Genomic DNA, 18,112 nt, shown 5'->3' with positions numbered 1-18,112 from the left:
CGTCAGCCGCCCGAACGGGGATAGCGCCCTCCCCCTCAGGATCGATAAGATAGGAGCCATATTGTGCCTTCGCCTGCCAGCCGGCCTCGCGACCGCACCTGGACGGAGCCTTGCAAAACATGGAATTGACGGACGTACTGCTCACCCTGGCGGGTCTGGTGACCGCCGGCATCATTCTCAAGAATCGCGCGGTGACCCAGCCTGACTGGGACAAACTACCTACCCTGCCCGAGTACCTCGCCCGCCATCCCGAATGCGCCACCGACGACAGTGAAAACGCCAGTTGCTGTGCCTGCGGCTCCCACAAGGTGCTGTTCAGCCCGCTGACCGGCGCCGGCGATTACCGTTTGCGCCACACCTGCCTGGCCTGCGGCAAGGTGCTGTTTCGCAGCCGCGCCATTCTCTGACAGATTCATGTATCAACTAGATGAGTGAAGGGACGCCCAGTGAGTGACCGAACCGCCGCCGCCCGTTGGTGCTGGCTTCGCCAACATATAAAAACATTGCGCAATGCTGAGCTGGAACCCGAAGAAAAGGGGACGACTTGGCGCTTTGCGGGATTGGTCGTGGCAGCCATTCCTGCCCTGACAGCAGCGACCTACCTCCTGGGGATGGCCTATCACTATGGCTATACCCTGGCGTTTAACCTCGACTATGCCGAATTTTCTCCACCGGCGGATTATCTGCTGGCCCTCGGCCTTCTCACGACTCTCAATATGCTCAAACCCTGGATGTGGCCTGTATTGGGTAGCATCTTCACGATTTTTTCAGTGGCGATCACCCTACTCATCTGCGCTCGCTGGCGAATTCATCTCACATGGCTGTGGCAAAGCTCAATGTTCTATCGTTGGCTGATCAAAAGAGCCAAAAAGATTGGACGCTACCCCGCCCCCTCTCTTTTCAGAGCATTTGTTTGGATGGGGAATAACTATTACAAATTTGCCTTCTTGTCGTTATCCGTATTGATCCCCGTCATGGGTGCGCTCTGGTTCTTTGTGAAAGGTGTTGAAGAGGCACAAACACAGATCACCCGCCTCGAGCAAGACAAGTGGCCGCAGAGAGAGGCCCATAGTCAGTCGCTCCTGCTGGGAGATGAGCCCCATATTCGCATCGCCTGCAACGCTTCCCACTGCGCCTATCGCCTCAAGGGGGGCGATACCCTGATCCTGCGCTTTGATCAGATAGAAGAGACCCGCTATCGGCCTGACAAGGCTGCCTCGAAATAGCAACCGCCGCCTGAGGGCGGCGGCGTTCTATCTAACCAGCAGCTCTTGCAGTGCGCTGATAAGGGCGTCGAGGCCTTTATCTACTTTCGAGCGAGGGCAGCCGACGTTGAGGCGAAGATAGCCTTTGCCTTCTGGGCCGTAGGTGTCGCCGCGCATGATGGCGACCCGGTATTTTTCCACCAGCAAGGTTTGCAGCGCATCCATCCGCTCGGTGGAGTCGATGCCAAGGCCGCGCAGATCAATCCAGGCGAGATAGGTCCCCTCGGGCACCCGATAATCGATGGCGGGGAAGACTGCGTTGAGCCGCGCCGCCACCTGAGCGAGGTTGCCATGCAGATAGGATTTGAGCGCATCAAGCCAGGCCCCGCCATCCCGATAGGCGCTGATATGGGCCAGCACCCCGAGAATGGGGGGCGATGAGAGGCCATGGGCCGCCTTGAGCCGCAGCAGATAGCCGGCCCGCGCCTCGGCGTTGGCAATAAAGGCGTAGGCGCCGCCAAGGGCCGGAATATTAAAGGATTTCGAACCCGAGCTCACCAGCGCCCAGTGATTGTCCAGCGCTACCTCGCTCCACGGCAGGTAGCGGGCAAAGCTCACATCCATATGGATGTCGTCCGAGATGACCTTGACCCCGTGGCGCTGGCAGATGGCGGCCATCCGGCAGAGCTCATCCCGCGTCCAGACCCGGCCGGTGGGGTTGTGGGGGCTGCAGAGCAGCAGGATGCGGCAATCGGGGCGAGCCGCCTGTTGCTCGAAGCATTGCCAGTCGATCTGGTAGCTCCCCTCTGTTTTTTTGAGCGGGCAAGGCAGCAGCACCCTGTCGTTGGCGGCCAGCATATTGCCGAAGGCGTCGTAGGCGGGGGTATGCACCAGCACGCCTTCGCCGGGCGCCGACCAGAGGCTCACCAGCTGGGCGATGATGTAGATGACCGAAGGGCCGTAGACCAGGGTGTCAGGGTCGAGCTGCGCCCCGTAACGGCTGGCGAACCAGTCGCTCACCGCCCCCTTGAAGTCGTCGTGATTCCAGCGGCTGTAGCCAAAGACCCCGTGTTCGAGGCGCCTAGCCAGGGTCTGGCGAATGCAGGGGGCAGTCTCGAAGTCCATGTCGGAGATGGTAAAGGGGAGCAGGTCGGCGTGGCCGAAGCGGTCGGCCACATAGTCCCACTGGGTGCAGTAGGTGCCGTGGCGATCGACGACGCGATCAAAATCAAAGGATTCGGTATTGGGCATCACTTTCTCACCAGCAAAAACAGCAATGAACAAGGGGGCATGACGCCCCCCGAGGTAGGGTAACAGAGGGCAGACTCAGGCCCCCATCAAGCTCTGCAGCTGGTTTTTCACCAGATGGACCTGGGGCCCGATCACCACCTGCAAGTTGTGCTCGTCGAGCTTGATCACCCCGATGGCGCCGTTCGCCTTCAATACCTTGTCATCGACCCGGCTCATGTCCTGCACCGACATCCGCAGGCGAGTGATGCAGTTATCGAGCGCCAGGATATTGTCGGCGCCGCCCAAGGCGTTCAGGATCACCTCGCCGTTATAGCCGCTGTTGCCAGCCTTCTTGCCCGCGGGCTGGGCAGCCTCGCTGGCCTCAATCTCGCGGCTCTCTTTTTCACGGCCAGGGGTTTTGAGGTTGAAGCGCACGATGGCGAAGCGAAACACCCCGTAGTAGATGGCAAACCAGATGGCCGCAACGACCGGCACCAGATACCACTTGGTGGCGGTGCCTTGCAGCACGCCGAACACCAGAAAATCGATGAGGTTGCCGTCGGTGTTGCCGATGGTGACGCCGAGCAGCCCCATGGTCATAAAGCCGAGCCCGGTCAGGATGGCGTGAATGACGTAGAGCACCGGCGCCACGAACAGGAACAGGAACTCCAGCGGCTCTGTGATGCCACCGATGACGCAGGCCACCACACCGGAGACCAGCAGTGCCTTGATCTTGCCGCGATTTTCCGGGCGGGCGCAGTGATACATGGCGAGCGCCGCCCCCGGCAGACCGCCGAGGAAGGCCGGCATCTTGCCCTGAGAGAGGAAGGAGGTGGCCGACACCGAGAACTGGGTAGTATCGGCGCAAGAGAGCTCGGCGTAGAAGATGTTGAGGGCGCCGCTCACCTCGTTGCCGCACACCAGCGACGTGCCGCCCGCCTCGGTAAAGCGGATGAGCGCCACCAGTATGTGGTGCAGACCGAGCGGCAGCAGCAGCCGCTCACCGGTACCGAACAGGAAGGGACCGAAGGGGCCGGCGTGGGAGATGAGCGTCCCGATGCCGTTGATGCCGGCGGCAAACCAGGGCCAGACCAGAGGCACCACCAGACCGACCACCCCCAGCACGATGGCGGTAATGATGGGCACGAAGCGGGCGCCGCCAAAAAAGGCGAGCGCATCGGGCATCTGGTAGGTGTAGAAACGGGCGTGCAGTTTGGCGACGATCACCCCGACGATGATGGCCCCCAGAATGCCGGTGTCGATGGAGCTGATGCCGAGGATGGATTTCACCCCGTAGGCCTTCTCTGCCGCCCCGTCACCGATGACGTTGACCACCGTGAGGTAGAAGTTGATGGAGAGATTGAGCGCCGCATAGCCGACGAAACCGGCAAAAGCCGCCACCCCCTTCTCTTCGCGTGCCAGCCCGAGCGGAATGGCCACCGCGAACATCACCGGCAGGTAGATAAAGGCCACCAGCCCCACCTTGGTCATCCAGAGGAACAGCAGTTGCAGCACGGTATTGTCGAGGAAGGGCATGCTCTGCTTGACCGCATCGCTGGTGAGCGAGCTGCCGACACCGAGCAGAATGCCCGAGAAGGCCAGCAGGGCGACCGGCAGCATGAAGGTCTTGCCGAGGCTCTGCAGGAACTCCCAGATGGTGGATTTGGCGGGGGACTTGGCCATGTGTCAGATCCTTGTGAGGTGAGGGTCATTCGATACGCCTGCCCGGTAGCCTCCCTGACGGATGGCAACGGCGAGCCGTATCTGGTTTTGCTGGATGATAAAACGTTTTATCAACTCACAAGTGCCGACAGGATCACAGTTCAACCGCCCTGCTGGCCGCTGTTCCTCAAATTTGTGAGGCAGATCCATGGGCGTGGGATGTAACGTTTCACTCGGCAATCCAAGCGGGTATGCTGTGCACCTCGTCTCTTCGCCTTGATCGCCACCGCCTGCCTATGTCGCCCAAACCGCTGCTCGCCAACAACCCCAAGATCACCGACGTGGCCCGGCTGGCCGGGGTCTCGGTCACCACCGTCTCCATGGTGCTGCGCGGCAAGGGGCGCATCTCGCCGGCCACCGCCGAGCGGGTGCAGCAGGCGATAAAAGAGCTCGACTACGTGCCCAACAGCGCCGCCGCCAACCTGCGCAGCCAACAGTCCAACCTGGTGGGGCTGATCCTGCGCGACATCACCGACCCCTTCTACACCGAGGTGACCGCCGGGGTGAGCGAGGTGCTGGAGCAACAGGGCTATCTGCTGTTTCTGACCCAGTGCGGCCACAGCCCCGAGCGGTTGCAGCAGAGCATCCAGTCCCTGTCGCGCCAGGGGGTGGCGGGCATCATCTTCAACCCGGTGCGCGGCGCCGCCGCCAAGCCGCTGGAGAACCTGCTCGGCTCGGCGCTGCCGCTGGTGTGCGCCGCCCGTTCCTACTATCGGGACGACGTGGACTTTATCGGCCCCGACAACACCCACGCCGCCCAGCAGGCCACCACCTATCTCATCGAGCAGGGCCACCGCCATATCGCCTACGTCGGCGGGCGGGCCGACTCCCTCACCCGCGCCGAGCGCATCGGTGGCTACTGTGCCAGCCTGCTGCAATACGGGTTGCCCTTCAAACCGGAGTGGGTACTGGAGTGCGAGCGCACCCAGCGCAGCGCCGCCGACACCATCGCCCAGCTGCTGCACCGGCACCCCAAGGTGACTGCCGTGCTCTGTCACTACCCGGAGGTAGCCCTCGGCGCCATCTACGGCGTCGAGGCAAGCGGGCGCAGCGTGGGCAAGGACAACTACGTCGGCCAGCAGGTGGCCCTGCTCGGCTTTGACGACGTGGCGGAGGCCGAACTCACCTTCCCCGCCCTCACCTTCGTCAGCTCGCCGGCCCGCGACATCGGCCGCCAGGCCGCCCTGCGCCTGCTGACCCGATTGCAGCAACCCGAACTCGCCCCCAACCGCCATCTCATCATCCCCAGCCTGCAAAAGCGGGCATCGGCCTGAGTTGGCTGGGTGGCAAGCCCCCCTTCACTTTTCCTGCGCCTTGATCCAGCGTCTATAGCGGGCGTTGCCAAGCAGGGTCTGCCACTGCTGGCAGGCCAGCGCCAGGGCGGGCGCGATCTTGGGGCGGCTCGGCTGGCCGCGCCCTAGCCGCCGCAGCTGGTATTTCACCATCGCCATATAACCTACCGAGGCCAGCACCTTGTTGCGCCAGGGGATGGGCCTGAGCTCGGCACTTGCCGCCTGCTCACGGTGCCATCTGGCGGGCAGATCCGGGGCGATGGCCAGCGCAGTGGCCATGCCGGCGACCGCCACCCCGCTGCCAAGCACCTGCTCCACCACCGGGTAGCGGCGAATTCCCCCGGTCACCATCACGGGCATATGGGCAACAGAGACGATCTCCCGAGCGAACTCCAGAAAATAGGCCTCCCGCGCCAGAGTCCGACCATCGCGGGCCTGGCCGTGCATGGCGGGCGCCTCGTAACTGCCGCCGGAGAGCTCCACCAGATCCACCCCGATCGGGTTGAGCATCTCCACCACCGCCTTTGCATCCTCGGTGCTGAAGCCGCCACGCTGAAAGTCGGCGGAGTTGAGCTTGACCGACAGTGCGAAGCCGCTGCCCGCCTGCTGGCGGATCCCTTCAACTATCTCCAGCAGCAAGCGGGCGCGATTCTCAAGGCTGCCGCCCCAACGATCGCGGCGCTGGTTGGTAAGTGGCGAGAGGAACTGGCTCAGCAGATAGCCGTGCGCGGCATGGATCTGTACCCCGTCAAAACCGACACGCTGTGCCAGCAGCGCCGTGTTGATGAAGCGCGCCTTCACCTCGGCAATGTCGGCCTCGCTCATGGCTCTGGGCGGAGAGAACTGCCTCGAGAAACTGCCGAGCGCCATGGGTACGGCGGAAGGGGCCAGGGTGGGCTGCCCCAGCGCCGCCGGCATCTGGCGACCGGGGTGGTTGATCTGCATCCAGATCTGGGCGCCCCCGCTCTTGGCCGCCTCGGCCCAGGCACTGAAACGCTCGGCCAGCGCTGGGGAGAGATCGTGGGAATCTAGTACCACGCCCCCCGGCCCCGTCATGGCGTGGCCGTCCACCATCACATTGCCGGTGATGAGCAGGCCGGCGCCACCCTCTGCCCAAGTCCGATAAAGCTGGATCAGCGCCTCTGAGGGAGCATGGTCACGGTCGGCCATGTTCTCTTCCATGGCGGCCTTGGCGAGGCGGTTGATAAGCTGGCTGCCATTGGGCAGGGTCAGGGGAGTAAATGGGTTCATGGCGATCTCCTCGGTAATGAGGACCCCACCATAAGTTTGAAGCTGACTTGAAGGTCAAGCCCCCTTATCGGGATGCCGTCGCGATGGGAGAAATGGTATCCACCCGCACAGCCCATAGGACCGTTGACATTCAAGCGGGCTTTAACCCTAGAATTCCCCTTGAGCCCCCCTTTCGGCGGGCAGACCCGCCAACCCGCAGCCCAGGAGGCAAGATGAAGATCGGTGAACTGGCCAAACAGACCGGCATGGCGGCCTCGGCCATCCGCTTCTACGAAGCCAGAGGCCTGCTCAGCAAGGTACGGCGGGGTGCCAATGGCTATCGCGACTACCCGCCCGAGACGGTACCCTTGCTGACCATCATCGGCCAGGCGCAACAGGCGGGCTTCTCCCTCGACGAGATCAAGCAGTTGGTGCCCGCAGATATCAGTTCTTGGCAACACGCCCCGCTACTGGCGGCGCTCGAGGCCAAGGTGAGCGACATAGAAGCGCTGGAGGCAAGACTTGCCCACAGCAAGCAGCAATTGCAGGCCCTGATCCGGCTGGTGGAGTCCAAACCCGACGAGATGCCGTGTGAAGAGAACGCCGCCCGGGTATTGGCCAGCATGGGTATTCCCTCCCCCGAGGGCATCGCAAAAAAAACCATCGCAACCAAGCCCGTTACGCACCCCAAAAAGTGATCCCGCTCGCAACCAGCACACGCCCCCAGCATGGGGGATTGAGAGCCAACTGAAGAAGACTATGATGGGCGCGCCATCCATAACAGGTCATCATCATGACAACAGAGTGCACCGCCCAACCCCAAAGCGAACCACCAAGCGAAATCCATCGCTGTGACAAATGCCGGGAGCGCACCCGCCATATCGTGGTGCTGGTCGCCCGCGATCACACTCAGGACATCATGCCCAAGGACCCCCGCAAAGCCTTCTGGCAAGCCTTTACTTCCAGCAGCATCACCAACTGGGCGTTTGGCGAAACGCTGGCTTACCAGGCCACCCATGTAAAGCACCTGATTTGCGAGCGCTGCGGCGAGAAGTTTCTGGAGTATTGAGGCCCAGAGGACGGCGCGCCCCGGACCGTCACAGCGAGATAAAAGCGAGATAAAAGATGACGTTTGTCGAGATGGACCCCAACCAACTGCCGCTGGCACTGCTGCTGGAGGCAGATCCCGCAGAGCAGCGCATTGCCGCCTATCTGCCCGGCGCCTGGGGCTTTGCCGCCCTGGCGGGCAACGAGGTAGTTGGCGCCTGCGTGGCGGGTCTGGTGGGGGAGCAAACGGCCGAGCTCTTCAATATCGCCGTTGCCCCCAACCGCCAGCAGCAAGGCATCGGCTCCGGTCTGCTGCGCTTCGTACTGACCAGCTTGGCCGGGAAAGGGGTATGCCGCGTCGAGCTCGGTACCGGCAGCTTTGGCCACCAGCTCACCTATTACCAGCGCCACGGCTTTCGCGTCGATGCCGTCGTAAAGGATCACTTCCTTATCCACTACTCCGAGCCCCTGATAGAGCACGGCATCCAGCACAAGGATATGCTGCGGCTCTCGCTGGTGCTGGAGCCCAATCCCCCGCTCCATAGCGGTCAGTAACCCGTTGCTACCGGCAGGCGGCGGCCAATCAACGCCCTTCCTTATTAAGTAATTTGTTGATCTGCGGCTGATTTTTATCAGCTTCCTGTTTTGCTATCCAATCACCTTGGCCAAGATGCCCACTTGGCAACCATTCTTGCAGAGACACATCTGTGCAGCCGTTTCGCCATCCTCCACATCGCCGGATGACCACAGCAAGCTGGAGGCTGTAATCCACGGTCGGTAGCGTGGAATTCCGCCTCTTTATTCAACTCAATTTAAGACGCTCCGAGACAGTAAATAAACGACGCAAGCAACACTTTACAAAAGTTCAAGTGGCAGGATAAATCAACATGAAATTACTTATCATCATCACAACTTTATTACTATGCTTCTCCATTTCTGCAAAAGCAGACGCCACATTTATAATTGACGGAGTGAAAATAGACATTAAAAAAGAGGGTGAATGCTTTTACTTGATAACAGCAGGAAAAGAAAAGCAGCAACTTAAATGTATTGATGATAATTTGGAGTCTGATATTGTTATACAGGATTTCAACTTTGATGGTTATAAGGACATTGCCATTACCAACTATCTTGGCATGGTAAATAATATTTTTCATGTGTTCTTATATGATCATATGAATGCAACATTCAAAGAGCTAAAATTTGCAGACTCGAAGACGCCAAAATCTGCCTGTGGCGATATCTATAACCTTGTTGTTCAACTAGATTCTCTTTCTTTAGTTAGCTCTTGCCGCTCTGGCCCCGTCTGGTATTACGACTCTTACCGATATAACGCCCAAGGTGAACTCTGGCTATATAAAACAACAGAGTATCAGATCCAAAACTCCGAAATTGATACCTTCCCTCTTTACGAGCACACATTTAATCAGAAGGGAGAGAAACTGGACACAGTTGCGATTGATTTTGATGGCAAGAAAATTCTCTGGTCAGTCACATCCGAGAAAGCCTTCCTCTACTCATCACCTGAAAAAACATCAAAGACCAAAGCCTATCTTATTCATAACGACAAAGTAGAAATTCTCGAGCAGAAAGATGACTGGATTAAGATCCGATTTGCCTCCAGAAAAGGCCCCCTTGTCCGCTGGCTCTATCTTCCAGAAGCAATAGCCAAAAGTTAACCTAGAACTTTTAATACCCAAGCATACTTAGACATTCGCGTCATCAATTCGGTAGGGTGCAATAAGCGCTGCGCATTGCACCTCTACCTTTCCTGCCTCCAAACAAGCGGTGCAATTCACTTCGTTCATTGCACCCTACAGTGCCAATGCCTGTGGTTTCATTCGCCCGTTGTGGTGAGCTATCTGGCTCCAATGGCTCAATCCATTTCTCCACCTTTCCCCTCGCCAGCCTCCCCTTACCAAGCGCCCCACCACCGCCATTTATGTGCGACAGCTCACACCCCGCGCCCTCTTTTCACCTCACAAATTTACAGTTTCACACCGCTTCCTGGCCGGATAACATCACCCTCCATCATAAAAGCATGTTGAAAGAATCAACATCAAGATACTGATTTTTAAAAATAAAAAATAACTTATCGATTCAATCCAGACCCATTTTGTCAGCTGGTCTGCTGTGCGATCGGGGTCACACTCGGGGCGACTCTGCACAAAAATCCAGTATTTCGCAGTTTTGTCCGATAGGTGTGATGCCTAGTGGGCGGGATAATAGTCGGGTCACTTTTGTCTGCATGTCCTGGGCGATAGCCCAGGAAAAGATGCCAACAGGCTCCGGCCAGGAGCAGGGAGAACGCCATGATCACCACCCTTATCAACGAGCAACTGATCGCGCTCGATTTAAAGGCCACGCGCAAGGAGGAGGTCTTCACCGAGATGACCAGTCTGCTCGCGGCGCAAGGCAAGGTCAGCGACGAGCAGCAGTTCGTCAAGGATCTGTGGGCCCGTGAAGAGCTGGACAACACCGGCTTTGAAGAGGGCGTTGCCCTGCCCCACGCCAAGAGTGCGGCAGTAAGCACCCCGGCGGTGGCCATCGGCATCAGCCGCGCCGGTATCGAGTACGGCGCCGAGGATGGCAAGCCCTCCCGGCTGTTTTTTATGATTGCCTCCCCGGCCGGTGGCGCCAATCACCATATCGAGGTGCTGGCCGAGCTCTCCGCCAAGCTGATTGAAGAGGGCTTTATCGATGCCCTGCTGGCAGCCAAGACGTCTACCGATGCGCTGGCGCTGCTGCTCGAGAAGAAAGAGCCGCAAGTGGCCGCCCCGGCCGCCGACAAGGGGCTGATCATCGGCGTCACCGGCTGCCCGGCCGGCATCGCCCACACCTATCTGGCGGCAGAATCCCTGGAGCGCGCCGCCAAGGAGCTGGGCTTTGAGGTGAAGGTGGAGACCAACGGCTCCATCGGCGTCAAGAACAGCCCGACTGCGGCCGAGATCGCCCGCGCCAGCGCCATCGTGGTGGCCTGCGACAAGCAGGTGGACATGGCCCGCTTCAACGGCAAGCCGCTGATCAAAACCGGCGTGAAGGCCCCTATCAAGGATGGCAAAGGGCTGATCGAGCAGGCGCTGAAGGCCCCCGCCTATGTGGCGGACAAGGATGAGCGCAAGAGCGAGGAGAAGAGCTCAGGCGGCAGCTCGGATCTTTACCGTTATCTGATGAACGGCGTCTCCCACATGATCCCGTTTGTGGTCACGGGGGGTCTGCTGATCGCCCTGGCACTGGCCATCGGCGGTGATCCGACCCCAAGCGGTATGCAGATCCCGGCAGGGAGCATGTGGAACCAGATCCTCAACGTGGGCGTGGCCGCCTTCACCCTGATGATCCCCATTCTGGCGGGTTACATCGCCTACGCCATCGGTGATCGCCCTGCGCTGGCACCAGGCTTCATCGGCGGCTGGATCGCCAACAACGGCAGCTTCTACGGCGCCGACGCCGGCACCGGCTTTATCGGGGCCATCATCGCGGGCCTGCTGGTCGGTTACCTGGTGCGCTGGATTGCGACCCGCCACTACCACAAGATGGTGCAGCCGCTGGTGCCGATCCTGATCGCCCCCATCGTCGGGTCGCTCTTTATCGCTGCGGTCTTCATCTTCATCATCGGTGCCCCCATTGCCGACATGATGACGGGTCTGAACGCCATGCTGCTCTCCATGAGCGGCGGTAGCCTGGTGCTGCTGGGGATCGTGCTGGGCGGCATGGCCGGCTTTGACATGGGTGGCCCGGTCAACAAGGTGGCCTTCCTCTTCTCTGTCGGCATGATCGCCTCCGGCCAGACCCAGTTTATGGGTGCCATGGCCTGCGCCATCCCGGCCGCCCCCCTTGGCATGTCGCTGGCTACCGTGCTCGGTCGCAAGCTCGGCATCTTCGACGCCACCGAGATTGAAGCGGGCAAGGCTGCCGGTGCCATGGGTCTGGTCGGTATCTCAGAGGGCGCCATTCCGTTCGCCGCTCGCGACCCGCTCGCCGTCATTCCCGCCAACGTGCTGGGCAGCATGACCGCCGCCGTGATGGCCTTCCTGTTCGGCATCACCAACAGCGTCGCCCACGGTGGCCCCATCGTGGCCCTGCTCGGTGCCGTCAACAAGCCGCTGCTGGCCCTGCTCTGCATGATCTGCGGCGCCATCGTCACCGGCGTGGTCGCGGTTGCCCTGAAAAAGCTGCGAGTCAAAAAGAGTGATGAGGTGACCCTGGCCAAGGCCGCCTGATCCCCGTCCAATCAAGCCGCCCCCTACGGGGCGGTGACCAAACCGAACGAGGCCACCTGCGGGTGGTCTCGCCTTTGTCGGATTCGAGAGAGCCCGTTCACCTCTGCTGTACGACGCCGGCTTGTGATCCTCTTCACGCTTCGCGGCCGGATCCCGCCAAACTAGGAAATTTTCCTACCCCCCTAGGGATGGCTCTCACGCCATTTGCAGCGCGCCTCATTAAAGTCACGCTACCTGATGTCGTTACCCGACCCGCGCCATGGCGCAAGGGACGGGCATGGGTTCAATCGACAGGGGCTCGCCGCGCACCGCGCCCGCTTCCTGTTGTTCTTTCCGTGGCGTGACCTCCAACTCCAATCAAAAAGGGAGGAACGCGGCGGAAACAGCGTCTATCTCGCAGAGGATGAACGAAGATGTTTAAACTGCTCGAACAGGTCCGGGTCCCCACCCTGAACCTGCCGGTCGAAGCCCGGCGCAAGCTCTGGTTCAAACCGTTTATGCAATCCTATCTGGTTGTGTTCATCGGTTACCTGACCATGTATCTGATCCGCAAGAACTTCAACATTGCGCAGAACGACATGATCCAGGAGTACGGTCTCTCCATGACCGAGCTCGGCATGATCGGCCTTGGCTTCTCCATCACCTATGGGGTGGGCAAGACCATCGTCTCCTACTATGCCGATGGCAAGAACACCAAGCAGTTCCTGCCGCTGATGCTGATCCTCTCCTCCCTCTGCATGCTGGGCTTCAGTGCCAGCATGGGTGGCACCGGTTTCAGCCTCTACCTGATGATCTTCTTCTACGCGGCCAGCGGTTTCTTCCAGAGCTGCGGCGGCTCCTGCAGCTACTCCACCATCACCAAGTGGACGCCCCGCAACAAGCGCGGCACCTACCTCGGCATGTGGAACCTCTCCCACAACGTGGGCGGGGCCGGTGCGGCCGGTGTGGCGCTGTTCGGTGCCAACTACCTGTTCGATGGCAACGTGCTTGGCATGTTCATCTTCCCCTCCATCATCGCGCTGATCGTCGGCTTTATCGGCCTGCGCTTTGGTAGCGATTCGCCGGAAGCCTATGGCCTCGGCAAGGTGGAAGAGCTGTTTGACGAAGTGGCCAGCGAAGAAGATATCGCCACCGAAGAGCAGCAGCTGACCAAGTGGCAGATCTTCGTCAAGTACGTGCTGATGAACAAGGTGATCTGGCTGCTCTGCTTTGCCAACATCTTCCTCTACGTGGTGCGCATCGGCATCGACCAGTGGTCCACCGTCTATGCCCACCAGGAGCTGGGCTTCTCCAAGGAAATCGCCATCCAGGGCTTTACCTTCTTCGAAGTGGGCGCCCTGGTCGGTACCCTGATGTGGGGTTACCTCTCTGACCTGGCCAACGGTCGCCGTGGTCTGGTGGCCTGCGTGGCACTGGCGCTGATCATCGCCACCCTGGGGCTCTACCAGCACGCCACCACCCAGTTCATGTTCCTGGGCTCCCTGTTCCTGCTGGGCTTCCTGGTATTCGGTCCGCAGCTGCTGATCGGCGTGGCCGCCGTGGGCTTCGTGCCCAAGCAGGGCATCAGCGTGGCCGATGGCGTCAAGGGCACCTTCGCCTACCTCATCGGTGACAGCTTCGCCAAGCTGGGTCTGGGCATGATCGCCGACGGCACCCCCATCTTCGGCCTGACCGGCTGGACCGGTACCTTCGCGGCGCTGGACATGGCCGCCGCCGCCTGTCTGGTGCTGATGGCTTGCGTCGCGGTTGCCGAAGAGCGCAAGATCCGCCGCATCAAGCGGGAGCTGAAAGCTGCCACTTTGGCGACCCAGTCCGTCTGAGCCTCGGCTGACCGGGCAGTAGCTGCCCGGTAACACGATTTCACTCCGTAGTGTGCATTCGGCCCGCCCTCTGGCGGGCCGTTTTTTATCCCTCTTTTCGCCACTAGCCCCTTTTGGGGCCGCAAAGGCGCTCACCCCTTGCCCATCCCTTCAGCAGAGCGCAGTCGGGATCCCATTTTTGCCTTCGCCCCTTTGGCAAGGCCGTCCCTTGGCGCTATCTTGTTGCCCCACCCGAATTTGCCGTGAGAGCCCATGAAGATCCTCGCCGTCACCGCCTGCCCCACCGGCATCGCTCACACCTACATGGCCGCCGAGGCGCTGCAAAAAGCCGCCGACAAGCTGGGGCTCAAGATCAAGGTCGAAACCCAGGGGGCCATGGGGCTGGAGAATATCCTCACCGCCCGCGACATCGCCAGCGCCGATCTGGTGCTGATCGCCTCCGATATCGAGATTGAGCAAAAAGATCGCTTCCTCGGCTGCCCCATTCACCAGGTGGCGCTGGAGGCGGTGCTGCTCGATGCGATGGCCGTGCTCAAAACCGCCGCACCCGGCGTCTGAATGCTGATCCGCGAGATCTCCTTTCACTGCCGGCTGGGGCTCACCATCACCCAGGCCAAGCAGCTGAGTCGGCTGGCCGGGCTGTTCAAGTCCCATATCCAGTTCATCAACGTCACCCGCCGTCAGGCGGTAGAGGCGACCAACCAGCTCTCCCTGCTCACCCTGGCCACCCAGCCCGGCGATCTCTGTCTGCTGCTGATCGAGGGGCTGGATGCCGAGCTCGCCCACATGGCCTTCACCTGCTGGTGCGTGGAGCTGGGCCAGCCGCTGGGGCGCCCCGGCAGCGCCGCCCTGGCCGAGCAGCGCCTGGGCCAAACACTGCCCGACTATTGCTTCACCCTGGCTCAACTTGGCCATGCCACGGCGCCCCTCGACAAGGCCCAGGCACTGGCGGTGCTGGTGGATCTGCTGCCCGCCGCGCTGATAAGCGACAGGCCAGCGCTGGAGCAGGCCATCGCCGCGCGCGAGCAGCTGGCCGCCACCATCATCCGGCCCGGGCTCGCCATGCCCCACGTCATCTGCCCCGCCATTCGCCGACCCGCGCTCTCGCTGCTCAGCAGCAGCGAGCCCATCGAATGGGGCTCCGCACTCGGGCCGGTGCAGACCCTGATTTTGCTGGCGGTGCCCGCCGGCCTGGCTCCCGAGCAGTTGCGCCCCCTCACCCGGCTGGCCCGCGCACTGATGGACGAACAGGTGGGCACAGCGCTGCTGCACGCGAGCTCCGCCCCCGCCCGTCAGGCCATCGTCATCGACGGCCTGTTCGGCTGAGCGGCTGGCCTCCCGCCCCCGTCGTTCATGCCCGCGACAGCCCCCTGTGGTACACTCGCCCTTCCCCTGTTTTTGGTATGCATGCGATGAAATCAACCCGCCCCCGTCTCTCCCTCTCCGCCCGTCCTGACGCCGAGCGTTCGGCCAGCAGACCCGCCGCCACGGCGCGCCCAGCCCAACGCCGGGAGGCGCAGCACGCCATGAGAGACAAGGAGAGCGAGCGCAAACCGGCCCCCGCCCCGGCCGATCGCAAGCTGCTGCTCTTGAACAAGCCCTACATGGTGCTCTGTCAGTTCACCGACGAGGCGGGCCGCGAGACCCTCAAGGATTACATCACCGAGCCCGGCATCTATGCCGCGGGCCGGCTCGACCGCGACAGCGAGGGGCTGTTGCTGCTCACCAACGACGGCAAGCTGCAGGCACGCCTCACCCAGCCGGGAGAGAAGACCCCCAAGACCTACTGGGTACAGGTGGAAGGAGTGCCGAGCGAAGAAAAACTGGCTGCCCTGCGCGCCGGGGTCGAGCTCAACGACGGCATGACCCTGCCCGCCGGGGCGCGCATCATGGATGAACCGGCCGTGTGGCCACGCAACCCGCCCATTCGCGAGCGCAAGGAGATCCCCACCTGCTGGCTGGAGATCAAGATAGTGGAGGGGCGCAACCGCCAGGTGCGGCGGATGACTGCCCATATCGGCCACCCCACCCTGCGCCTTATCCGCTACGCCATCGGCGACTGGACCCTCGACGCGCTGGCACCGGGGGAGAGCCGCGCCCTGCCCGCTCCCGAGCTGGCCCCTGCGCCACGGCCAGCTGCCACGCAAGGGAAAGCACGGACATCCGCCAAGCCGCAAGGGACAGGCAGCCACAGCGCACCGCGAGCGGCTCGCCGCCCCCAGCATCAGGGCCAAGAGCAAGCACCCGGCCAAGGACGGGGCAGCCGCGAGGCCGAGCCGCGCCCCGGCCATCGCAGCGGCGGACGCGGCACCGCCCGTCGCCCGGCCCGCAGCAAGCCGTCGGAATAACACGCGTAAGCCATTTGGCCAGCGTGCCGTCACCTGAACAGCACACTTGCATCCAGCGCCCCACCGGGGCACCGCCAACCAGACAAGGAGTCCTTATGAGCGATCACCCACCGCTGCCCACCCGCCTCACCGTGGCCGCCCTGGTCCACTGGCAGGGCCGCTTCCTGCTGGTGGAAGAGGAGATCAAGGGCCAGCGCCGCTTCAACCAGCCCGCTGGCCATGTGGAGCCGGGAGAAGATCTCATCCAGGCGGCCTGCCGCGAGCTGAAGGAAGAGACCGGGCTCAGCGCCGCCCCCACCGGCTGGCTCGGGGTCTATCTCTACAAGCCGGCGGACAGCGAGGCCACCTTTGTGCGTACCGCCGTCATCTTCGACCTTGAAAAGGCACCGGGTCAGCACCATCCAGAGGATCCTGACGGCGACGTGCTGGCCTGCCACTGGCTCACCCTGGCGGAGATCGCCGAGTGCAAGCCGGCCCTGCGCAGCCCCCTGGTGTGGCAGTGCATTCAGGACTATCTGGCCGGCACCAGGCTGCCACTGTCGGCCCTCAAAGCCTTTATCTGAGAGCCTGCCCATGCTCTTACTGCGAGACCGTGATCAAGGCTCATGTGCTGCTCGGAATCCTCACGTATATCTATACGTTCCGGTTCCTGCGCTGCTCTTTACCTTGCTGACGGCCTCTCGTGACAGATCGTGAACAGGCTATACGGGACCGTTTGGCCCCACTTTTTCATCATGGCGCCGACAAATAGAAAAACGATTTCCTGCTGCCGGGTTCCTGATGGGAACGGCGGCATGGATATGTGACCGGGGGCGCGAAATTCTGGTAGAATACGCCCCGTTTAAACGAACTGGTAACTTCGACTAATGACAGACAACAGCCAAATCAAGGTGATCGTCGGCATGTCCGGCGGCGTGGATTCTTCCGTCTCGGCCTACCTGCTCCAGCAGCAGGGCTATCAGGTCGAAGGCTTGTTCATGAAGAACTGGGAAGAAGACGACACGGACGAGTACTGCTCTGCCGCCCAGGATTTGGCTGATGCCAAGGCTGTTTGCGACAAGCTGGGGATGAAACTCCACACCATCAACTTCGCCGCCGAGTACTGGGACAACGTGTTCGAGCACTTCCTCGAAGAGTACAAGGCTGGCCGTACGCCGAACCCGGATATCCTGTGCAACAAGGAGATCAAGTTCAAGGCGTTCCTGGAGTTTGCCGCCGAAGAGCTGGGAGCCACCTACATCGCCACCGGCCACTATGTGCGCCGTGACGACAGCACCGGCCGCCCGCGCCTGCTGCGCGGTCTCGATACCAACAAGGATCAGAGCTACTTCCTCTACACCTTGAGCGAAGCTCAGGTGGGTCAGAGCCTGTTCCCGGTCGGCTGCCTGGAAAAACCCGAGGTGCGCCGCATCGCCGAGCAGCTGGATCTCATCACCGCCAAGAAGAAAGACTCCACCGGTATCTGCTTTATCGGCGAGCGCAAATTCAAGGACTTCCTGGCCAAGTTCCTGCCCGCCCAGCCCGGCCCCATCGAAACCGTCGATGGCAAGGTGATCGGCGAGCATCAGGGCCTGATGTACCACACCCTGGGCCAGCGCAAGGGGCTTGGCATCGGTGGTCGCAAAGATGCCACCGAAGAGGCCTGGTACGTGGTCGACAAAGAGGTGGAGCGCAACACCCTGGTGGTGGCGCAGGGTGAGCATCCCCGTCTCTACTCCGATGGCCTGATCGCCAGCCAGCTGCACTGGGTGGATCGCACCCCCATTCGTGCCCCGCGCCGCTGCACCGTCAAGACCCGCTATCGGCAGGAAGATATCCCCTGCCTGATCCAGCCCATCGACGATGAGACTATACGGGTCATCTTCGACGAGAAACAGGCGGCGGTCACCCCGGGTCAGTCCGCCGTCTTCTACGACGGGGAAGTGTGTCTGGGCGGCGGCATCATCGAACAACGTTTCAGCCATCCGGTCTAAGGGCTGGGCGCTCACGAGCGTCCGC

17 protein-coding genes are annotated in these 18,112 nt (G+C 61.4%); 14 read left to right on the top strand and 3 right to left on the bottom strand.

All coding sequences use genetic code 11. The annotated features are described in order from the left end of the window. The first annotated feature begins 119 nt into the window (after positions 1-119). Together E5E97_RS11975 and E5E97_RS11970 are read left to right on the top strand one after the other, a co-directional pair. Complete coding sequence (locus E5E97_RS11975; RefSeq protein WP_017409991.1) at positions 120-407, top strand: hypothetical protein; 288 nt, start codon at positions 120-122, stop codon at positions 405-407. Between the two features lie 39 nt (positions 408-446). Then, entirely contained in the window at positions 447-1,226 is a 780-nt protein-coding gene (locus E5E97_RS11970; RefSeq protein WP_240332642.1) for a hypothetical protein, read from the top strand. Positions 1,227-1,253: 27 nt separating this feature from the next. Here the strand turns inward: E5E97_RS11970 and E5E97_RS11965 are convergent, their stop codons facing one another. Both E5E97_RS11965 and malX read right to left on the bottom strand, forming a co-directional pair. Further along, positions 1,254-2,456: a MalY/PatB family protein gene (locus E5E97_RS11965; RefSeq protein WP_118881614.1), complete on the bottom strand. Its 1,203-nt coding sequence runs from the start codon at positions 2,454-2,456 to the stop codon at positions 1,254-1,256. A 75-nt stretch (positions 2,457-2,531) separates the two neighbouring features. Further along, positions 2,532-4,118, bottom strand: coding sequence for a maltose/glucose-specific PTS transporter subunit IIBC (gene malX, locus E5E97_RS11960; protein ID WP_118881615.1), 1,587 nt, complete (start codon positions 4,116-4,118; stop codon positions 2,532-2,534). Between the two features lie 275 nt (positions 4,119-4,393). Here malX and E5E97_RS11955 point away from each other — a divergent pair, with 275 nt between their 5' ends. Next, on the top strand, positions 4,394-5,431 hold the full coding sequence (locus tag E5E97_RS11955; protein ID WP_113994002.1) for a Mal regulon transcriptional regulator MalI: 1,038 nt from the start codon (positions 4,394-4,396) through the stop codon (positions 5,429-5,431). A gap of 24 nt (positions 5,432-5,455) precedes the next feature. Here the strand turns inward: E5E97_RS11955 and E5E97_RS11950 are convergent, their stop codons facing one another. Continuing rightward, entirely contained in the window at positions 5,456-6,700 is a 1,245-nt protein-coding gene (locus E5E97_RS11950) for an NADH:flavin oxidoreductase/NADH oxidase family protein (protein ID WP_118881616.1), read from the bottom strand. 212 nt (positions 6,701-6,912) lie between these two features. On the opposite strand from E5E97_RS11950, the gene E5E97_RS11945 reads away from it, so the two are divergent. The 11 genes from E5E97_RS11945 to mnmA all read left to right on the top strand — a co-directional run bounded on the left by E5E97_RS11945 (position 6,913) and on the right by mnmA (position 18,087). Further along, on the top strand, positions 6,913-7,377 hold the full coding sequence (locus tag E5E97_RS11945; RefSeq protein WP_118881617.1) for a MerR family transcriptional regulator: 465 nt from the start codon (positions 6,913-6,915) through the stop codon (positions 7,375-7,377). A 95-nt stretch (positions 7,378-7,472) separates the two neighbouring features. Beyond that, on the top strand, positions 7,473-7,748 hold the full coding sequence (locus tag E5E97_RS11940; protein WP_043124233.1) for a hypothetical protein: 276 nt from the start codon (positions 7,473-7,475) through the stop codon (positions 7,746-7,748). Between the two features lie 56 nt (positions 7,749-7,804). Further along, entirely contained in the window at positions 7,805-8,281 is a 477-nt protein-coding gene (locus E5E97_RS11935; RefSeq protein WP_118881619.1) for a GNAT family N-acetyltransferase, read from the top strand. A 332-nt stretch (positions 8,282-8,613) separates the two neighbouring features. Further along, entirely contained in the window at positions 8,614-9,405 is a 792-nt protein-coding gene (locus E5E97_RS11930) for a hypothetical protein (protein ID WP_118881620.1), read from the top strand. Between the two features lie 633 nt (positions 9,406-10,038). After that, positions 10,039-11,946, top strand: a complete 1,908-nt coding sequence (locus E5E97_RS11925) for a fructose-specific PTS transporter subunit EIIC (protein ID WP_118881621.1) — start codon at positions 10,039-10,041, stop codon at positions 11,944-11,946. A 413-nt stretch (positions 11,947-12,359) separates the two neighbouring features. Further along, positions 12,360-13,766: a hexose-6-phosphate:phosphate antiporter gene (gene uhpT, locus E5E97_RS11920; protein ID WP_043124246.1), complete on the top strand. Its 1,407-nt coding sequence runs from the start codon at positions 12,360-12,362 to the stop codon at positions 13,764-13,766. Between the two features lie 252 nt (positions 13,767-14,018). After that, entirely contained in the window at positions 14,019-14,324 is a 306-nt protein-coding gene (locus E5E97_RS11915) for a PTS fructose transporter subunit IIB (RefSeq protein WP_101616025.1), read from the top strand. Continuing rightward, positions 14,325-15,092, top strand: a complete 768-nt coding sequence (locus E5E97_RS11910; RefSeq protein ID WP_118881622.1) for a PTS sugar transporter subunit IIA — start codon at positions 14,325-14,327, stop codon at positions 15,090-15,092. It abuts the gene before it with no gap. Between the two features lie 77 nt (positions 15,093-15,169). Beyond that, positions 15,170-16,114 (top strand): 23S rRNA pseudouridine(2457) synthase RluE, encoded by a 945-nt coding sequence (gene rluE / locus E5E97_RS11905; RefSeq protein ID WP_118881623.1) that lies wholly within the window; start codon positions 15,170-15,172, stop codon positions 16,112-16,114. Between the two features lie 95 nt (positions 16,115-16,209). Beyond that, entirely contained in the window at positions 16,210-16,677 is a 468-nt protein-coding gene (locus tag E5E97_RS11900) for an NUDIX hydrolase (RefSeq protein WP_118881624.1), read from the top strand. A 303-nt stretch (positions 16,678-16,980) separates the two neighbouring features. Continuing rightward, entirely contained in the window at positions 16,981-18,087 is a 1,107-nt protein-coding gene (gene mnmA / locus E5E97_RS11895) for a tRNA 2-thiouridine(34) synthase MnmA (protein WP_029303560.1), read from the top strand. The last annotated feature ends 25 nt before the right edge of the window (positions 18,088-18,112 follow it).

Origin of the sequence: Aeromonas sp. 2692-1 (assembly GCF_013085505.1) — a bacterium.
Lineage (GTDB): Bacteria > Pseudomonadota > Gammaproteobacteria > Enterobacterales > Aeromonadaceae > Aeromonas > Aeromonas hydrophila.
The sequence above is the reverse complement of the archived record's forward strand: the minus strand, read 5'-3'. Positions and strand labels throughout refer to the sequence as shown.

What these genes read in the sequence shown, in the direction of transcription:
- E5E97_RS11975 (WP_017409991.1), top strand. Translation starts at nt 120, where the DNA reads ATGGAATTGACGGACGTACTGCTCACCCTGGCGGGTCTGGTGACCGCC.
- E5E97_RS11965 (WP_118881614.1), bottom strand. Translation starts at nt 2,456, where the DNA reads ATGCCCAATACCGAATCCTTTGATTTTGATCGCGTCGTCGATCGCCAC.
- malX (WP_118881615.1), bottom strand. Translation starts at nt 4,118, where the DNA reads ATGGCCAAGTCCCCCGCCAAATCCACCATCTGGGAGTTCCTGCAGAGC.
- E5E97_RS11955 (WP_113994002.1), top strand. Translation starts at nt 4,394, where the DNA reads ATGTCGCCCAAACCGCTGCTCGCCAACAACCCCAAGATCACCGACGTG.
- E5E97_RS11950 (WP_118881616.1), bottom strand. Translation starts at nt 6,700, where the DNA reads ATGAACCCATTTACTCCCCTGACCCTGCCCAATGGCAGCCAGCTTATC.
- E5E97_RS11945 (WP_118881617.1), top strand. Translation starts at nt 6,913, where the DNA reads ATGAAGATCGGTGAACTGGCCAAACAGACCGGCATGGCGGCCTCGGCC.
- E5E97_RS11940 (WP_043124233.1), top strand. Translation starts at nt 7,473, where the DNA reads ATGACAACAGAGTGCACCGCCCAACCCCAAAGCGAACCACCAAGCGAA.
- E5E97_RS11935 (WP_118881619.1), top strand. Translation starts at nt 7,805, where the DNA reads ATGACGTTTGTCGAGATGGACCCCAACCAACTGCCGCTGGCACTGCTG.
- E5E97_RS11930 (WP_118881620.1), top strand. Translation starts at nt 8,614, where the DNA reads ATGAAATTACTTATCATCATCACAACTTTATTACTATGCTTCTCCATT.
- E5E97_RS11925 (WP_118881621.1), top strand. Translation starts at nt 10,039, where the DNA reads ATGATCACCACCCTTATCAACGAGCAACTGATCGCGCTCGATTTAAAG.
- uhpT (WP_043124246.1), top strand. Translation starts at nt 12,360, where the DNA reads ATGTTTAAACTGCTCGAACAGGTCCGGGTCCCCACCCTGAACCTGCCG.
- E5E97_RS11915 (WP_101616025.1), top strand. Translation starts at nt 14,019, where the DNA reads ATGAAGATCCTCGCCGTCACCGCCTGCCCCACCGGCATCGCTCACACC.
- E5E97_RS11910 (WP_118881622.1), top strand. Translation starts at nt 14,325, where the DNA reads ATGCTGATCCGCGAGATCTCCTTTCACTGCCGGCTGGGGCTCACCATC.
- rluE (WP_118881623.1), top strand. Translation starts at nt 15,170, where the DNA reads ATGCATGCGATGAAATCAACCCGCCCCCGTCTCTCCCTCTCCGCCCGT.
- E5E97_RS11900 (WP_118881624.1), top strand. Translation starts at nt 16,210, where the DNA reads ATGAGCGATCACCCACCGCTGCCCACCCGCCTCACCGTGGCCGCCCTG.
- mnmA (WP_029303560.1), top strand. Translation starts at nt 16,981, where the DNA reads ATGACAGACAACAGCCAAATCAAGGTGATCGTCGGCATGTCCGGCGGC.